This window comes from Methanolobus vulcani (genome assembly GCF_006546655.1).
GTDB classification, from domain to species: Archaea; Halobacteriota; Methanosarcinia; order Methanosarcinales; family Methanosarcinaceae; genus Methanolobus; species Methanolobus vulcani_A.
On the sequence record NZ_VIAQ01000019.1, the window covers coordinates 84,975 to 102,385 of the forward strand.

General features: G+C 35.9%; 16 protein-coding genes. 15 read left to right on the forward strand and 1 reads right to left on the reverse strand.

Features of this window, described 5'->3' with window-relative positions; genetic code table 11:
* The first annotated feature begins 5 nt into the window (after positions 1–5).
* From FKV42_RS11740 to FKV42_RS11810, 15 genes are all read left to right on the forward strand, one after another.
* On the forward strand, positions 6–371 hold the full coding sequence (locus FKV42_RS11740; protein ID WP_154810477.1) for a sugar 3,4-ketoisomerase: 366 nt from the start codon (positions 6–8) through the stop codon (positions 369–371).
* A 15-nt stretch (positions 372–386) separates the two neighbouring features.
* Positions 387–1,472: a DegT/DnrJ/EryC1/StrS family aminotransferase gene (locus FKV42_RS11745; protein ID WP_268865992.1), complete on the forward strand. Its 1,086-nt coding sequence runs from the start codon at positions 387–389 to the stop codon at positions 1,470–1,472.
* Positions 1,473–1,487: 15 nt separating this feature from the next.
* Complete coding sequence (locus FKV42_RS11750) at positions 1,488–2,333, forward strand: TIGR04325 family methyltransferase (RefSeq protein WP_154810479.1); 846 nt, start codon at positions 1,488–1,490, stop codon at positions 2,331–2,333.
* A gap of 81 nt (positions 2,334–2,414) precedes the next feature.
* Positions 2,415–3,290 (forward strand): glucose-1-phosphate thymidylyltransferase RfbA, encoded by an 876-nt coding sequence (gene rfbA / locus FKV42_RS11755; RefSeq protein ID WP_154810480.1) that lies wholly within the window; start codon positions 2,415–2,417, stop codon positions 3,288–3,290.
* A gap of 16 nt (positions 3,291–3,306) precedes the next feature.
* A complete protein-coding gene (gene rfbB / locus FKV42_RS11760) occupies positions 3,307–4,329 on the forward strand; it encodes a dTDP-glucose 4,6-dehydratase (protein ID WP_154810682.1) in 1,023 nt (340 codons plus the stop codon).
* Positions 4,330–4,417: 88 nt separating this feature from the next.
* Positions 4,418–5,371, forward strand: a complete 954-nt coding sequence (locus tag FKV42_RS11765) for a class I SAM-dependent methyltransferase (RefSeq protein ID WP_154810481.1) — start codon at positions 4,418–4,420, stop codon at positions 5,369–5,371.
* 73 nt (positions 5,372–5,444) lie between these two features.
* Positions 5,445–6,299 carry a glycosyltransferase family 2 protein gene (locus FKV42_RS11770; protein WP_154810482.1) on the forward strand — a complete coding sequence of 285 codons (855 nt, stop codon included), beginning with the start codon at positions 5,445–5,447 and terminating at the stop codon, positions 6,297–6,299.
* Between the two features lie 100 nt (positions 6,300–6,399).
* The gene (locus FKV42_RS11775; protein ID WP_154810483.1) at positions 6,400–7,347 is read left to right on the forward strand and encodes a glycosyltransferase family 2 protein; all 948 of its coding nucleotides are present in this window, start codon (positions 6,400–6,402) and stop codon (positions 7,345–7,347) included.
* 92 nt (positions 7,348–7,439) lie between these two features.
* The gene (locus FKV42_RS11780; RefSeq protein WP_154810484.1) at positions 7,440–8,693 is read left to right on the forward strand and encodes a glycosyltransferase family 4 protein; all 1,254 of its coding nucleotides are present in this window, start codon (positions 7,440–7,442) and stop codon (positions 8,691–8,693) included.
* A gap of 21 nt (positions 8,694–8,714) precedes the next feature.
* Complete coding sequence (gene fcl / locus FKV42_RS11785) at positions 8,715–9,650, forward strand: GDP-L-fucose synthase (RefSeq protein WP_154810485.1); 936 nt, start codon at positions 8,715–8,717, stop codon at positions 9,648–9,650.
* Between the two features lie 40 nt (positions 9,651–9,690).
* Positions 9,691–10,557 carry a glycosyltransferase family 2 protein gene (locus FKV42_RS11790; protein ID WP_154810486.1) on the forward strand — a complete coding sequence of 289 codons (867 nt, stop codon included), beginning with the start codon at positions 9,691–9,693 and terminating at the stop codon, positions 10,555–10,557.
* A gap of 199 nt (positions 10,558–10,756) precedes the next feature.
* Positions 10,757–13,219: an oligosaccharyl transferase, archaeosortase A system-associated gene (locus tag FKV42_RS11795; protein ID WP_154810487.1), complete on the forward strand. Its 2,463-nt coding sequence runs from the start codon at positions 10,757–10,759 to the stop codon at positions 13,217–13,219.
* A gap of 88 nt (positions 13,220–13,307) precedes the next feature.
* Entirely contained in the window at positions 13,308–13,799 is a 492-nt protein-coding gene (locus FKV42_RS11800) for a LeuD/DmdB family oxidoreductase small subunit (RefSeq protein WP_328287530.1), read from the forward strand.
* A 10-nt stretch (positions 13,800–13,809) separates the two neighbouring features.
* Positions 13,810–14,670 carry a DUF7714 family protein gene (locus tag FKV42_RS11805; RefSeq protein WP_154810489.1) on the forward strand — a complete coding sequence of 287 codons (861 nt, stop codon included), beginning with the start codon at positions 13,810–13,812 and terminating at the stop codon, positions 14,668–14,670.
* Positions 14,671–14,700: 30 nt separating this feature from the next.
* Positions 14,701–15,699 (forward strand): isocitrate/isopropylmalate family dehydrogenase, encoded by a 999-nt coding sequence (locus FKV42_RS11810; protein WP_154810490.1) that lies wholly within the window; start codon positions 14,701–14,703, stop codon positions 15,697–15,699.
* A gap of 56 nt (positions 15,700–15,755) precedes the next feature.
* Here the strand turns inward: FKV42_RS11810 and flaJ are convergent, their stop codons facing one another.
* The gene (gene flaJ, locus FKV42_RS11815; protein WP_154810491.1) at positions 15,756–17,411 is read right to left on the reverse strand and encodes an archaellar assembly protein FlaJ; all 1,656 of its coding nucleotides are present in this window, start codon (positions 17,409–17,411) and stop codon (positions 15,756–15,758) included.

Below are 17,411 nucleotides of genomic sequence, written 5' to 3' on the forward strand. Positions count from 1 at the left end.
GTTATATGACATATATAATAGATCTTGACACATATTCCGATGAACGAGGCGATTTAACAGTCATACAAAAAATTTTACCATTTGAAATTAAAAGAATCTACTACATTTATAACAATAAAAATAATCTCCCAAGAGGAGGACATAGGCATCATAAGACAATTCAAGCACTCATTTGCCTGAATGGAAATTGTACAATATCAACTAGCAACAGCGGGTTAACAACAGATTATACATTGAATAAGCCAAATAAATGCCTTATATTAAATCCAGAAGATTGGCACACGATGCATAGTTTTTCTGAAAATAGTATATTATTAGTTCTGGCATCAGAATATTTTAACCCTGATGACTATATCCACAAACAAGATTAAGAAGGGATTATAACGATTGAATATGAAAACCTTAGAGAAGTTAATCGGCCTTTTTTTGAGGACTATAAAAGAACATTTTCAGATATATTAAATAATGGCTGGTATGTTTTAGGGGAAAATGTGACAAAATTCGAGAATGAATTTTCACAATATATTGGTTCTAAACATTGTATTGGCGTCGGTTCCGGCTTAGATGCCCTTACTTTATCCATACGTGCTTTTCAATTTCCAAAGGACAGCGAAGTGATTGTCCCTTCTAACACATATATAGCCACCATTTTAGCAGTATTGCACAATAATTTAAAGCCAGTTCTAGTTGAACCAGATATCAAAACGTATAACATTAATCCAACTGCAATTGAAAGAAAAATTACTGAAAAAACAAAAGCCATTATCGTAGTGCATCTCTATGGAAAAGCTTGTGACATGGATGAAATTGTTAGATTAAGTAAGAAATATGATCTAAAAATAATAGAAGATTGCGCCCAAGCTCACGGTTCAATGTACAAAAATAAAAAAGTAGGTAGTTTTGGAGATTTCGGAGCTTTTAGTTTTTACCCAACAAAGAATTTAGGAGCGATCGGCGATGGCGGTGCAATTACTACAAATGACAACAGGTTAGCTGCGATTGCTAGAAAATTGAGGAACTATGGATCAGACATAAAGTACCACAATGAACTAGTAGGATTTAATTCAAGGCTTGATGAAATTCAAGCAGGTTTTTTATCAATAAAATTGAGAAGATTAGACCAAATAAACCAGCATAAAAGAAAACTGGCAAGTATTTATATTCAAAATCTCAAAGAAAACATCATAAAGCCCATACTACAAGAAGGCTATTATGATGTATATCATATCTTTAACATTCGGACAGATGCTAGAGATGAGCTTAAAGAATATCTTTCCAACAATGGAGTAAAAACTGATATTCACTACCCAATACCACCCCATAAACAAAATGCTTTAAAAGGAATAATCGATGCTAATGAAAAATATCCTATCTCCGAAAAAATACATGAAACAACATTAAGTTTACCAATTTCTTACAGCCATAGTGTAGCTGAAATAGAGAGAGTTACAGAACTCATAAATCAATTTTAAGATAAGGTTCGAACAATGGATAATTTGAAGTCAATATTAAAATGCCTTACACCCCCTATTTTGTGGAGTAGCCTACAAAAGTTACACAATAGCAAATATGGATGGTTTGGAGATTACAATTCATGGACAGATGCAAACAAATGTGCTGTTGGCTATGACAATGATATCATTTTACAAAAAGTAAAATCATCGCTACTAAAAGTAAAAAATAATGAGGCAATATATGAAAGAGACTCAGTGTTATATGATAAAATAGAGTACTCTTGGCCTTTACTCGCATCTTTATTGTGGATTGCTGGGCAAAATAATAATAATTTAAACATTATAGATTTCGGTGGTTCACTTGGAAGTACATACTTTCAAAACAAGAAATTTTTGAGTTCATTGAACGATTTAAAATGGAATATTGTCGAGCAAGCTAATTTTGTGGAATGTGGAAAAAGTTACTTTGAAGATAATACAATTAAATATTATTTTAACATAGATACTTGTCTTGAGGAAAACAATCCAAATACACTCTTATTTTCTAGTTCCATTCAATACATCGAAAAACCTTATGATTTCCTAACAAAGATATTAGAATATCAATTTGAATACATAATTTTTGATTTGACAGGCATTGTTATTGGTGAAGACAGAGACATACTTACTATTCAGAAAATCCACCCCGGCATATATAAGGCAAGCTATCCATGTTGGTTTTTTGATAAAAAAAAATTGTTAAATACCTTTGCTAATAAGTACACACTTATAGAAGAATTTAATAACCAGCTAGGCCAAAACATAGAAATTGATAATCGGTTTCATGCAAAATATCAAGGGTTTATATTTAAAAAAAGAACTGAAGAAAATGCTAAATAATAATAAGCTTGCTACAATTTTAGCATGATTTATTTAACGTGACTTAATATTATATTATGTATTATAAATATGGAGTGAAAGATGAAAGGAATAATACTAGCAGGTGGCAGTGGTACTAGAATGTATCCAATTACAAAATCAATCAGTAAACAATTATTACCAGTTTATGACAAGCCTATGATTTATTATCCACTATCAACTTTGATGCTTGCAGGTATTAAGGACATTCTAATTATAACTAATCCAGAATTTATTACTTTCTTTGAGAAACTTTTAGGCGATGGTAGTCATTTAGGAATTTCTATAAAGTATGAAAAACAAACTGAGCCTAAAGGGATAGCAGAAGCCTTTCTTATAGGAGAGCATTTTATAGGTGACTCCGAAGTTTGTTTAATATTAGGTGATAATGTATTCTATGGAGAAGGTTTCACCCAAATGTTACAAGAATGTACAAAAATCAAAAATGGGGCAAAAATATTTGGATATTATGTTCAGAATCCAACATCTTTTGGAGTCGTTGAATTTGATGAACATGAAAATGTGATTTCCATTGAAGAAAAACCAGAAAAACCAAAATCAAACTATGTCGTACCTGGTCTCTATTTTTACGATACGCAAGTAACAAAAATAGCAAAGAAATTAACGTATTCACAAAGGGGAGAACTTGAAATTACAGATATTAATAAAGAATATATGATGAGGGGAGATTTAAAAGTAGAACTGCTTGGCAGAGGTTTTGCTTGGCTTGATACTGGAACTTCTGAAGGATTACATGAAGCATCATCTTTTGTTCAAACCATACAAAAAAGACAAGGGCTTTATATTTCATGCATTGAAGAGATAGCTTACAGAATGAATTACATCTGTCAAAATCAACTACATGAATTGGCAAAAGGATTGAAAAATACGGATTATGGTGAATACCTGATAAACCTGTCCAACGAAAGAAAACTATAAAATGGTGGTGATTGTTTTGAATTTACTTGTAACGGGTGCTGCAGGGTTTATAGGAAGTAATTTTGTATATTATATGTTATGTAAATATAAAACACTAAGCATAATAGGATTGGACAAATTAACATATGCAGGGAACATAGATAATTTATTAAAACTGTCTGCTGACCAGAAAAATAGGTTTAAATTTATACAAGGAGATATCTGTAACCTCGAACTTGTACAATATTTGTTTGATGAATATGATTTTGATGGAGTGATTAATTTTGCTGCAGAATCGCATGTAGATAATTCAATAAATAACCCTTACATATTCTTAAAAACAAATGTATTAGGAACTCAAGTTCTCCTTAACATCGCAAAAAAATCATGGATGGTAAATGGCAACTGGATACAACATAAGAAATTCATACAAATATCTACTGACGAAGTTTATGGAACATTAGATTCTACTGGATATTTTACAGAGAATACGCCATTGGACCCACATAACCCATACTCTGCAAGTAAGGCAGCTGCTGATTTAGTGGTTAAAACCTATTATGATACGTACAGAATGCCTATAAATATAACAAGATGTTCAAACAACTATGGACCATACCAGTTCCCTGAAAAATTAATTCCCTTAATGATAAACAATGCTTTGAAGCATCAAGAATTACCAATTTACGGAGATGGAAAACAAATAAGAGACTGGCTGCATGTCAGCGACCATTGTAAAGCAATAGATATTGTTTTTGAAAAAGGTAAAATTGGTGAAGTATACAATATAGGTTGCCATAATGAAAAGAATAATATATATATTACACGTAAAATAATAAGCTGCTTAAGAGATAAATTGAATGATTCAGAAATTAATGACGGCTTAATAAAACATGTAAAAGATAGACTTGGTCATGATAGAAGATATGCAATCGATTCAACAAAAATAAAAAAAGAATTGGGATGGGAACCAACTATCAAATTTGATGAGGGAATAGAAAGTACAATTGAATGGTATTTAAACAATCAAAAGTGGATTCAGAATATTGAATTTAAATAACTAAAATAATATAGTAAATATTAACTGTGGCTTCAGCAAGAACCACATTACATCAAATTAGAGAATTAACTCATAAATAAAGATATAAATGAAACGCGAAATTTGCCAAATATGTTCAAATGACATTGAACCTTATTGTGACTATATCTATGACGATAGATATGGATATCCTAAAAATTATTCATTATTAAAGTGTAAATCATGTGGTCATGTAGTTGTGGCTCCCAAAATGACACATAATGAAATAGCTACTTTGTACACAGAATACTACCCACGAAATGAGATGCCTGCTGAAATGAACACAAAATCAATATTTGCATCAAAATATAAAATATACCTTGAAGGAAAAAAGACATTGTGCCATTACAGTATACCTTCAAAATCATGTTGTTTGGATATAGGATGTGGTTTTGGCGAGTCATTACTCTATTTAAAACATAAAAAATGCGATGTATATGGAGTTGAAGCTGATGAGAACGTGTTAAAAATGGCTGAAAAATATGATTTGGACGTAAAAATTGGTCTTTTTGAGCCTGCTGACTACAGTGACCAAAAATTTGATTATGTAACGATGTCACAAGTTCTTGAACATATGCTGAACCCAATTGAAACAGTAAAAGGCATTCATGATATTTTGAAGCCTGGCGGCCAACTTATTTTTAGCGTACCAAATTCACAATCGCTCATGGCAAAACTATTTAAAAGAAAATGGATTAATTGGCATATACCATACCATCAACAACATTTTACAAAAGATAGTATACTAGTGTTGGCACATAAATGCGGATTTGAAGTAGAGTCCATAAAAATAATAACGCCCACATCTTGGATAATATATCAAATTAATCATTTATTGTATTATCCTTCACAAGGAAAAGTTTCAGTTTTTTGGTCATATTCATATAATAATAATTTGTGCTCCAAATTAATACTTACAACTACAGGTATAATAGACCGATTAAAACTAATGGCACCAATTGCAAGATTATTGGATTTATTCAAACTAGGAGAGAGTTATGTTGTTATGTTCCGGAAACAATAAGTACAGACATGATTTGTAGGTATTACCATAGACAGGAAAATATAAAATAAAAACGGCATGGTGATGTGAGTTTATGCAATATCTGCCACTGATATGGATTGTGGTACCTGTATTTGAAAGAGAAGACTGTGTGATAAACTTAGTGGAACAGTTAAGAAAACAAACATATAATAATTATAATTTAATCATAATTGATCATGGAAAAAAGAAAATAAAAAAAATTCCAGATCAAAATATAACAATTATAACAGCTTCTTCTAAACTTTGGTGGTCTGGTGCTGTTAACAAAGGTATAAATTACATATTAGAAAATAAAAATATTAGCCTAGAAACACCTATTTTGGTGATTAATGATGATGTAATTATTGGTAATGATTATTTGTCTAATTTAATTTTAGATTGGAAAAATGATAAGACTACAATGATTGGTTCATTATGTGTTGAATCCAATAGTTCAAACATAATATATGCAAATATTGTTTTAAATAAAATGTTAGCAAAATTTGAGTATGCCAACACATCCTGTAAAATCGAAGATTTGAAAGATAAGCTCCTACCAAGCGATCTATTGTCAGGTAGAGGTACATTGATTCCTGCCAATATTTTTATTGATATCGGATTATATGATGAAATAAATCTGCCACATTATAGAGCAGACTATGAATTGGTATATCGTGCTAAAAAAAGAGGATATCATGCTTTTGTTTCTGGTAATTCCATTGTTTATACAGAACTTAATGTACCTGGAAAATTGAATAAAAACAATCTACTACCAAGTATATGTTCAGTTTTTTTCCAAAGAAAATCATCTTCCAATTTAAAAGATCTCTTCAATTACTCATATTTGAATTTTGGTTTGATCTATGGTACCTATTTCTTTATTGTAAACTCGTTACGTAGCATAGGTTATGTATTATTAAACTCATGATTTACAATGTTATCATCATATGAAAATGACTCGATATAAATTAGAATAAGTCATTAAAAAAAAATTAAATATCACATACAATGACCAACAGGAAGCCAATATGAAACTTGCTCCAATAGCTCTATTCGTATATAACAGACCTAATCATACTCACCAGACCCTTGAAAATCTAATAAAAGCTCCAGAGTTTAAAGATAGTGTGCTTTATATATTTTGTGACGGAGCAAAAACTGAAGAAGATGTTAGTGCTGTACAAAATACCCGAAAATTGATTCACTCTTATGATTTAAAAAATACAATTATAATTGAAAGCGAAAACAATAAAGGTCTTGCGAGGTCAATTGTAGAAGGAATCAATTATGTGTTGCAAAAACATGATAAGATAATTGTTTTAGAAGATGATTGCGTTCCTACTCCTGATTTTTTAAACTTTATGAATTTTTGCCTTTCTTATTATGAATCAGATGAAAGAATAATGAATGTAAGTGGTTATGCTTCCCCTATAGAAATACCTGAAGATTATCCTTATGATATTTATTTTTCCTATAGGTCGTCATCTTGGGGTTGGAGTACTTGGAAGAGGGCTTGGGCATACTATTCTAATAACCCTAATATATTGAAAATGATTGAAAGTTCAAGTTCAATAAAGAAAAAATTGGATAGAGCCGGTCTTGACTTATATCCTATGATAAAAAAACAAACAAGTGGCAAGAGTGATTCGTGGGCAGTATATTGGTCCATCAATATAATCTTAAAAGATGGATTGTGTATATTTCCTGTGAAATCCAGAATAAGGAATATAGGAAATGATGGAAGTGGGACGCACTGTTCTGCTGATAAAAGATATGACGTTCAAATAAATGAACAAAATACAGAACAAATGTCAATTCCTAAAATAGTTATACCAGATGGAAGAATTGTTAAAGCATGTTACAATTTCTATGCAGGATCTATGTTTAAGAAAACACTGTATTTTTGCTATCATCGTTTTAGTAAATTCATTGATTTGGATTCAATAATCTGCTTGCAACGATTAAAACTTATTTAAATATGGTTGCTTCATAATTTTGCCCATGAAAGATATATATCATGCCATGAATCCCATATACTGCTACAAAAAAAATAGTTTTGTGAACATCTATGAAACCTCTTCTCATCAACACATCGGACATCCATGGTGGTGCTGCTAGAGCAGCTTATAGATTACATCAAGGACTTCAGCAAATAGATATAAACTCAAAGATGCTAGTGCAAAAGAAAATAAGCAATGATACTTCCGTAATAGGGATAAAAGCAAATATCAAAGGCCCAAGAGCATCTAAATGGAACTTTATGTCTGTTGCCCGCTATCTTACCGACAGGTTACCTTTGATATATTACAACTATCGAAATTTCCAGCAAATTGATTGGAGCCCACAGTGGGTACCTAATAATATACATCTAAAGATTAATGAGATAAATCCTGATATTGTGAATTTGCATTGGATATGTCAGGGATTTATACCTATTCAAGAAATTGCTAAAATTAAACAGCCCCTAGTCTGGACATTGCATGATATGTGGGCCTTTACTGGAGGATGCCATTATAGCGAGACATGTTATAGATTTAAACATATGTGTGGCAAGTGCCCACAACTTAGTTCCAATAAGGAGACAGACTTGAGTAATTGGGTATGGAAACGCAAAAAAAAATATTGGGAGAATATAGATTTCACTATTGTTACACCTAGCAATTGGCTTGCAACATGTGCACGTTCAAGTTCTCTATTTCAGGATAAGGAAATAGAAGTGATACCAAATGGAATTGATTTGCAAAAATTCAAGCCCATTAATAAGAATGAAGCCAGAAAAGCATTGAAATTACCTTTGGATAAGAATTTAATCCTTTTTGGAGCAATGAACTCAACACATGATCAAAGAAAAGGGTTCCAATTTTTAAAGCCAGCCATAGAGATTCTTTCAAAAGACTTAAATTTCGAAACTATAATATTTGGGAACAATGGGCAGAGTCGACAGGAAAACATTTCGATTCCAACTAATTATTTAGGTTACATACCTGATGATCACCTAAGTTTACTTTATTCTTCCGCAGATATAATGATAGTTCCTTCTGTACAAGAAGCATTTGGACAAACAGCTTCAGAAGCTATGGCATGCGGCACTCCAGTAGTATCATTTAATTCAACGGGTTTAATTGACATAGTTAAGCATAAGGAAAATGGATATCTAGCAAAACCCTTTGATACTGAAGATTTGGCAAAAGGCATGGAGTGGATTGTTGAGCATGACAAAAGAAAGAAAAAATTAAGTGATACCTCACGAAAATATGTCGAGGAAAACTTTGAACTAAAGTCAGTTGCTAAAAGATATGCAGACTTGTATTCAAAATTATAAATTAATATTTGAGGATTAGGCATGGATAAGAAAAGTAGAATTTACATTGCAGGTCACAGAGGTATGGTCGGTTCGGCCATAAAAAGAAAGTTGGAATCAAAAGGCTATCAAAGCATTATATGCCACACCCACAAAGAACTCGACCTAACAGACCAGCAAGCGGTCAACAACTTCTTCAAAATCGAAAAACCAGACTATGTATTCCTCGCAGCAGCTAAAGTCGGCGGAATTCTTGCAAACAACACATATCCTGCAGAGTTTATCTATCAGAACCTAATGATAGAAGCAAATGTAGTCCATGCCGCATACACCTATGGTGTCAAAAAACTTCTTTTCCTTGGTTCTTCCTGCATCTATCCTAAGTTTGCACCTCAGCCTATGAAAGAAGATTACTTACTAACCGGAGAACTGGAATCCACTAATGAAGCATATGCAATTGCAAAGATTGCAGGTATAAGGTTGTGTAAGCATTATAATCAACAGTATGGAACCAACTTTATTTCGGTGATGCCAACCAATCTCTATGGTCCAAATGACAATTTTGACCTTGAAAACTCACACGTGATGCCCGCACTGATCCGTAAATTCCATGAAGCAAAAGTAGAAAATAAACCTGAAATTGTAGTATGGGGAAGTGGAAAACCTAAACGTGAATTCCTGCATGTGGATGACATGGCTGATGCCTGTGTTCATATGATGGAGAACTATGACTATATGGATATCGGAGAATTCGTAAATATTGGGTTTGGAAAAGATATTACAATTCAGGAACTGGCTGAGCTTATAGCTGAAATCGTAGGATATGAAGGAAATATCGTTTATGATACTTCAAAACCAGATGGAACCCCACAAAAGTTGCTGGATGTAAACAGGCTGGACAGACTTGGATGGAAAGCTAAAATCACACTCCGCTATGGAATTGAACAGGCATATGAGTGGTATATAAGTCAGAAGTAGCAAAACGAACAATACCCTAATATGCTCAATAACAAAATAAATGACAAAAAAAACCTTGATATCAGTCATCATCGCAGTTTATAACGGTGCAAAAACCTTGCAGCGCTGCATCGATAGTGTATCTAATCAGACTTTTAAAAATAAAGAACTTATAATTATTGACGGTGGTTCCACAGATGGTACAATTGATATTTTAAAAGCCAACAATGATAAGATCGCTTACTGGATATCTGAACCGGATAATGGAATATATAATGCATGGAACAAAGCACTGGAACATGCAAATGGTGAATGGATATACTTTTTGGGTTCTGATGACTATTTGTGGGAAAACAAGGTTTTTGAAGAACTCGAAACATACCTAATCAAAGCAGAATCTGAAAGCATACAACTGGTTTATGGACAGGTTGCAAGGGTAAATGAAAATAATGAGATATGCTGCATTGATGGCAGTTCATGGGACCATACATGGAATGGGATAATGATAGACGGAGTCTGTACTTTCACCCATCAGGGCATGTTCCATCATCGCAATCTCTTTGAAAGCTATGGGATATTCAATGAATCTTTCAAAATCGTTGGAGACTATGAATTGCTTATTAGAGCATTTAAGCAAGGAGGATATGCTCTCTTTGTGAACGGATTGATTGTAGCAGGGATGCAAACCGGAGGAATTACTGACAACTGTATAAAGTTGGTAAAGGAAACTGCAAGAGCAAGACAGTACCATCAGTTGAGAGTAATTACAATTCCCTGGCTTATATCATATGCTTGGGCAATATCATATCCATCGTTAAATTATGTACTTGGAAGTAAAAATACAAGATATCTGGTTAACTTTGGAAAGCTTTTCGTAACGGGTATTTCCCATAAGAAAAATGCTTTTCTGAAACGTAAAAGTAATTAAAGAAGATAGAGCACTTGCAATAAATAGTGTATCTGTAATAATAGATATATATTGGATGAAGAGGTAATACATTACAAATTTAGGATTTAATTCCCTTTATGAAGTAAATAATAGACCAGCTAACCAATCAACTACAAATTACATTCCAATTCCTCAAAATTGCATGTATTCAATATGGTATTTAATGTGAGTGAAGCATATGACCGGTGAAAATGAAAAGACAAAAATAATTAATATCCTACCTTATTGCACAGGAATTCTCATCCCATTCATTATAGCACTATATATCAGAATCAGACCTAGGGCAAGTGTGTTCATATCAGATACCTTTGTGCGTTTTGGTGGGAACGACCCATGGTATCATCTGCGCAACGTTGAATCTATTGTACATAATTATCCTAATGTTTTGTGGTTCGATGCATATACACAATATCCAAACGGCACAAACCAAGTCTTTGCACCATTGTTCGACATGGTCCTTTCAACAATAATCTGGATCTTGGGCTTAGGGAACCCAAGTCAGGATCTTATTTACAAAATTTGTGCATACTACCCCGCATTCCTAGGAGCAGTCGTGATAATTCCTACATATTTTGCTGCAAAATGGTTATTCGACCGCAGGACAGGATTACTTGCAGCATTTCTTATCGCATTAGCACCTGGTCAATTCCTCTCAAGATCAATAATCGGATTCAATGATCACCATATAGCTGAAACTCTGCTTACGACTTTTGTAGCCATGTTCATGATTAAGTTATTGATGGTTGCTTATGAAAAACAGATAACCTTTACTGACCTAAAAGAAAGGAATTATGATGGCTTGATGGCTTCATTACCATACATCATATTAGCAGGATTAATATTGGGAGCTTACTCACTAGCATGGTATGGTGCCGTTTTTTTCAGTTTCATACTTGGTATCTACCTCACAGTGCAACATATAATCGATCACATGCACAAACGTCCTACTGAGTATCTGGCAATCAGCGGTGTAATAATCTTTGGTATTGCATTAATGATGGTACTGATGGTACCTAACCTATCTTCCAAAGGACCTTTGATAGAAGGCCTCTTCACTGGCATAATAGCATTTCCACTTTTCACTCTTATCTCCATCGAATTTAAGAAGCGAAAATTAGAGATTTATTATTATCCCCTCTCAATAGCATTACTGGCTATAGCAGTAATTGTACTTGCAAAAGCAATATCACCAAGCACCTATGCGCTCATCACCAAATTAGCAAGTTACTTCATGAACACCGGTGGCAGTCTTACAATAGCAGAAGCCTCCCCCCTCCTATCATCAGGAGGACAATTCACCCTCCAGCCACTCTGGTACAACTTCGGCACACTTGGGTACATATCATTCTTTGCACTTGCAATACTAATCTACAAAACATTTACAAAAAAGAATACTCCAGACAAAACATTCCTTTTAGTCTGGACACTGATGATAATCTGGGCTATGCTTCAACAGAACCGTTTTGCATATTACTACTCTGTAAATGCAGCAATTCTCAGTGCATGGATAGGAGTTGAAATTCTAAATCTTGCCGGCTGGCAAAACATAACAGACCGTATCAAATCAAAAACATTCAATGCTAGTAATATTAAAATAATGCACATACTCTCAGCCGTTATCATCATACTGGTCATGATATACCCAAGCTACAGTCTTGCAATGCAGCAGTCTCAGGGAACCGGTGGCCCGAACGGTTACTGGATAGAAGCAACCTCATGGTTAAGATATAACACCCCAGATCCGGGACTTGACTACTATGAGAATTATGAAAAACCAGCAACTGGAGAAACTTATGAGTATCCCGATACTGCATATGGCGTTATGTCCTGGTGGGACTATGGACACTGGATAGAAGTAATTGGACACCGCATTCCAAATGCGAACCCATTCCAGCAGGGCGTAGGTGGTAGAAGAGAGAGCATTGAAGAAGAAAATGAACCGGGTGCTTCCACATTCTTCACAGCATCTTCCGAAGAAGAAGCAACTAAAGTCCTGGAAGCAGTTGACCCTGACCCTGATAAAGCAGGGGCACGCTACATAGTCTCTGACGTTGAAATGGCAACTGGAAAATTCTATGCTATGACCGCCTGGACACTGGACACTGATGATTATTATGTACAGGTACAAACAGACTCAGGATACATGACAGTCCCCGGACAAAGATACTATAACTCAATGGAAGCAAGACTTCACATCTTTGACGGAAACGGACTTAAACAATACCGTATGGTTCATGAATCACCGATGTCAAGTAGCACACAGGAAGCAGGATATAAGAATGTCTACAATGTGCTCTTTGGAGGAAATCTGCCAGAAGATTACAGCGGATATGTAAAAATCTTCGAATACGTAGAAGGTGCTACAATTACAGGCACAGCCCCTGCTGATGAAACTGTAACCATCGGCAACACCATACTAACCAGCCAGATGAGAACATTTGCGTATTCACAAACCACAACTGCAAGACCTGACGGAACTTACTCGTTCACAGTCCCTTATTCTACAACAGGACCCATTGAAGGAGAAACACAGTTCGATACCATGCCAACCGGATCTTATGTGATAAGTTATGGAAACACCACACAGCAGGTCAGCGTCAGTGAAACAGACATTTTGAATGGGAATACAATAGAAGTTTAAGCATTTTCCCATTATCATCTTTTTTACTTTTTTGTTTCATTCCCGATACTTACAAATAACATCATGCAGAAGCTAGCCATAAGGTGATATATTGGACAATATAATCAAGGGAAAAGCATGGATATTCGGCAACGATATCGATACAGATGTAATAATTCCCGGAAAATACCTGCGCACAAAGGATATGCAGGTCTTTGCAGATCACGCTATGGAAGGAATTGATCCTGAGTTTTCAAAGAAGGTAGAGAAAGGCGATATCATTGTTGCTGCTGATAACTTTGGTTGCGGATCATCCCGAGAACAGGCTGCACTGGCACTCAAATATGCAGGATTAAGCTGTATAGTTGCAAAATCATTTGGCAGGATCTTTTTCAGAAATGCAATCAATGTAGGACTACCGTTAATGGAAGCAGACGTTGAATGCAACGAAGGTGATGAAGTTGAAATCGACCTGCATGAAGGAACAGTAACGGTCAACGGAAAAGAATTCCAGGGCAACAAGCTTCCTGACTTCCTGCTGGAAATACTTACTGATGGCGGTCTTGTAGCACACAGAAAAGCACAGAAGAACAAACAATAAAATGTCTCAAATGATATTTCCGGATGAATACAAATACGTCGGGCACAGCAAAGAAATGCCTGACGGAGAAGACAGGCGAATCTACTTCCTCACAAAATATATGATAGTAGAAAACTGTGAAACCGGTAACTATTCTCTTTTTGAGGTGGAACATCAAGGAGAAGGACTTCTCAGGGATGCTACCAACCTTAAAAAACTGGCTTCAGGTGAAGAGATCGTACGCTATCCAAAGGAACTGAATATCAAAGATAGGGCACTTCTCATAGACACAGCAACTGAAATATGCAAAGGCAAAGTCAACACTGTTATATTCACTGGCATAGACAAACACCTGACATTTGTACACAAACCTGACCCTTCTGAGATCATTGAGATTGAGATCGTGGATATATTCCCACCTGAACCTTCATGGCTTGCAAGTGTTGTCCGCAGGATCGAACAAAGCGGAGTATGGGGAGACTTATCCATACGGTTCTCAGAAAACCTTACCGATCTGAGACAATTTGAAGGAGAGAATACGGTGTTCCCTTGTTCTTCTTCCGGACTTAAGGGAAAATGTCTGGATTGTGATGTTATCGAGGAAGATGGAGCATTGCTGGTAGGCTGTGAGATCTCAAAGAGTCTTTTTGAGTCCAGATTTCCGGGAATTGAGTATTCGTTTGTTAACATCTGTCCCTTCAAATCAGATATATTCAAACCCAGCAAAGTATTCATTACAAGATGCTGCCGTGCTGAGAATTCTGGAATTGTTACAATTGCCGGCATAAGAGGAGCAGTTGTACACTGGGGAGCCTCGGAATTTGATGTAACCATGGCAATCAGGAATCTCGTTGAAGAGCTAAGGCTTTCAGGTAAGAAGGACAATTTATAATTACGAATATAAGATGATCGGGGAATTGAGATGAAACTTGCAGTTGTAGAAGGTGATGGAGTTGGAAAGGAAGTAATTCCTGCAGCACTTGGAGTTCTTGATGCATTTGAGCTTGATGTTGAGAAAATTCCTCTAGAACTTGGTTATGGAAAATGGGAACGCACAGGTTCTGCTATTACAGATGAGGACATTGACACATTGAAAGATTGTGACTGCGTTCTTTTTGGCGCAATAACAACACCCTCTGACCCTAATTACAAAAGTGTCCTCCTGACGATTCGCAAGGAACTTGACATGTATGCAAATGTCCGCCCAATACGTCCTCTTCCTTCTGTAAAGGGAATTTATGACAGGACGGATTTCAATTACATTATAGTAAGAGAAAATACAGAAGGACTCTATTCCGGAATAGAGGAAATTGGTGAAGACGTTTCCACTACAAAAAGAGTGATAACAAGAAAAGGGTCAAAGAGAATTGCAGATTATGCAAGCAAACTAGCAGGGAGCAGGACTAACAAAATGACAATAGTCCATAAATCCAATGTCATGAAATCTGACAAATTATTCCTTGATGTTTGCCGCCAGTCTGCAACTGATGCAGGAGTTATGCACAATGACGAACTTGTGGACTCCTTTGCCTACAACCTGATACAAAATCCGTGGAATTATGATGTGATTGTCACCACAAATCTGTTTGGGGATATTCTCAGCGATATGTCCGGAGCACTTGTAGGCGGACTTGGGCTTTTGCCAAGTGCCAATATCGGTGAGAAATATGCATTCTTTGAGCCGGTACATGGAAGCGCACCTGATATTGCTGGCAGGAACATTGCAAACCCTCTTGCTGCAATCCTTAGTCTTAAAATGCTTCTTGAATGGCATGGAGACATGGCAGAGGCAGCCATCCTGGAAGAAGCTATCGATACATCCCTGAATCTTGGAATCTGCACTCCAGACCTTGGAGGGAAAAGCAGTACATCTGAAGTTGGTGAGTTCTTAGCAAATTACATCAAAACAAGGGTAAAATAAGACTCTGTTTTTTGCCTTATTTCACATACTTTTTTTTGTGTCAGTTATTTTCCGTGTCAGGCAATACCCAGTAGTGATGACACTGCTGCCATAGTTACCACAGCACTTGCACCGGATATCCAAACCATGATCACAAAATCAATTGTAGCACTGAGCATATGGCCACCATCTACAATTCTAATCAGGATAGCTGACATCAGTGAGTGACCCACCATGATGGCCATGACCATGTTTGAGAGTGTGTCTATGTTTCCTACATTGGTGTAGAGAACCATGCCCATGGACATACCTGCCGGCATTTCCACAGATGAGAACATGTCCTGCATGAGACCCACAACACCAAGGGAAATGTACATGGTAAAACCGATACCACCTGTCAGGCCATACAGTACACCCACAAGACTTCCGGCAGACTGTGACCTTTTTTTTCTGAGAGTTACTATCCTGTGAAAATTAGTAGCTATAATGTCGCCTATGACCTCAGGCTGACCACCAAGGTTGGTTGCCTGGACAAACATACCTGAAAAACGCTGGATAAGGTTGCTACCAGTGTTGGAAGCGAAGTATTCCCAGGAACTGAACTTGTTGATCCTTGTAACAAGCATCTTGTAGAGATTATTCACATCGGTTGTCAGAGGTCCAAAGTCATGTGCTCTCAAAGCTTTCAGGGCCTCATCAATAACACCACCCCTGGCTCCGGCTGAGCTTCCCAGAGAACGAATGAATGCAGGGAAATTTTCGTCTTTTCTCCTGATACTCTTCTCAATCTTTCTTGAAACATGTCCTGTGTAGACAAGAGGGGTTAACACCATGGCAACTGCAATGCTTGTTTCTATTTTACCATAGAGTAACACAGCAATGAGAACAACAATGCATCCTGCAATTGAAACCGGAATTGAACGATAGAGTTTCAATTTATTCTCTGTCATATTACTTGACTGGCTCCATGCCGGGTCTTTTGGGATCTTGCTCTTGGTGAACATCACCATTACAATATCGGTTACAAGGAAAATGACAACCACAATACCCATGAGTAGTTCCGCATTCATACCGGTAATCACCGGCATGATTACAGCAAAGGATGCCATGAAGATAAGTGACATAACCAGAGATACGAAGAGTTCCTTGATGATCTCAACAACATAAAGAGCACCATTATACATGGACTCATACTCGTTCATCACAACGTTCTGTTCTGCAAAAAGGAAGGTCTTTACATCTTCTCCAGACTGGAGAGCATGTGCAAACCTGTCCAGAAAATCCTCAAATATTATAGAAGGAGTTCTTTTGGAGATGAAACGACATGCATCTGCAAGACTTAAGTGCCATACAGTCACAAGGTCGTATATTTTCTTTGTTTCGTCTGCAAGCTCCTGATAATCCGCATTTTCCGAAACTATACGTACTATATCAATTCTCGGAGTTTCTGCTGTTGCAATGGAACCCATCTGAGTGATGTAATAGTGCATATTATTGTCAATTCTGGAAGCTTTTGCAGCCAGAATAGATAGAGGATAAGAGAAGGCAAAAACAATACAGATAACAGGTATCAGATAAGGGATATACGCGGCAGTTCCAACGAATATCGAAGGGAGTAATGCAAGAAGAAGAATTGAGAATAAAAATCCAAAAGCTACGATAGGTAAAGCAAACTTCTTGAGATATGCCTTGGGTTCCATCCCAAGGTTCTTGAATGCTTTCTCATAGCTCAC

Coding starts and splice junctions, on each gene's coding strand:
- fcl (WP_154810485.1), top strand. CDS start 8,715: ATGGATAAGAAAAGTAGAATTTACATTGCAGGTCACAGAGGTATGGTC.
- FKV42_RS11750 (WP_154810479.1), top strand. CDS start 1,488: ATGGATAATTTGAAGTCAATATTAAAATGCCTTACACCCCCTATTTTG.
- FKV42_RS11770 (WP_154810482.1), top strand. CDS start 5,445: ATGCAATATCTGCCACTGATATGGATTGTGGTACCTGTATTTGAAAGA.
- FKV42_RS11775 (WP_154810483.1), top strand. CDS start 6,400: ATGAAACTTGCTCCAATAGCTCTATTCGTATATAACAGACCTAATCAT.
- FKV42_RS11805 (WP_154810489.1), top strand. CDS start 13,810: ATGATATTTCCGGATGAATACAAATACGTCGGGCACAGCAAAGAAATG.
- FKV42_RS11740 (WP_154810477.1), top strand. CDS start 6: ATGACATATATAATAGATCTTGACACATATTCCGATGAACGAGGCGAT.
- FKV42_RS11780 (WP_154810484.1), top strand. CDS start 7,440: ATGAAACCTCTTCTCATCAACACATCGGACATCCATGGTGGTGCTGCT.
- FKV42_RS11810 (WP_154810490.1), top strand. CDS start 14,701: ATGAAACTTGCAGTTGTAGAAGGTGATGGAGTTGGAAAGGAAGTAATT.
- rfbA (WP_154810480.1), top strand. CDS start 2,415: ATGAAAGGAATAATACTAGCAGGTGGCAGTGGTACTAGAATGTATCCA.
- FKV42_RS11765 (WP_154810481.1), top strand. CDS start 4,418: ATGAAACGCGAAATTTGCCAAATATGTTCAAATGACATTGAACCTTAT.
- FKV42_RS11795 (WP_154810487.1), top strand. CDS start 10,757: ATGACCGGTGAAAATGAAAAGACAAAAATAATTAATATCCTACCTTAT.
- FKV42_RS11790 (WP_154810486.1), top strand. CDS start 9,691: ATGACAAAAAAAACCTTGATATCAGTCATCATCGCAGTTTATAACGGT.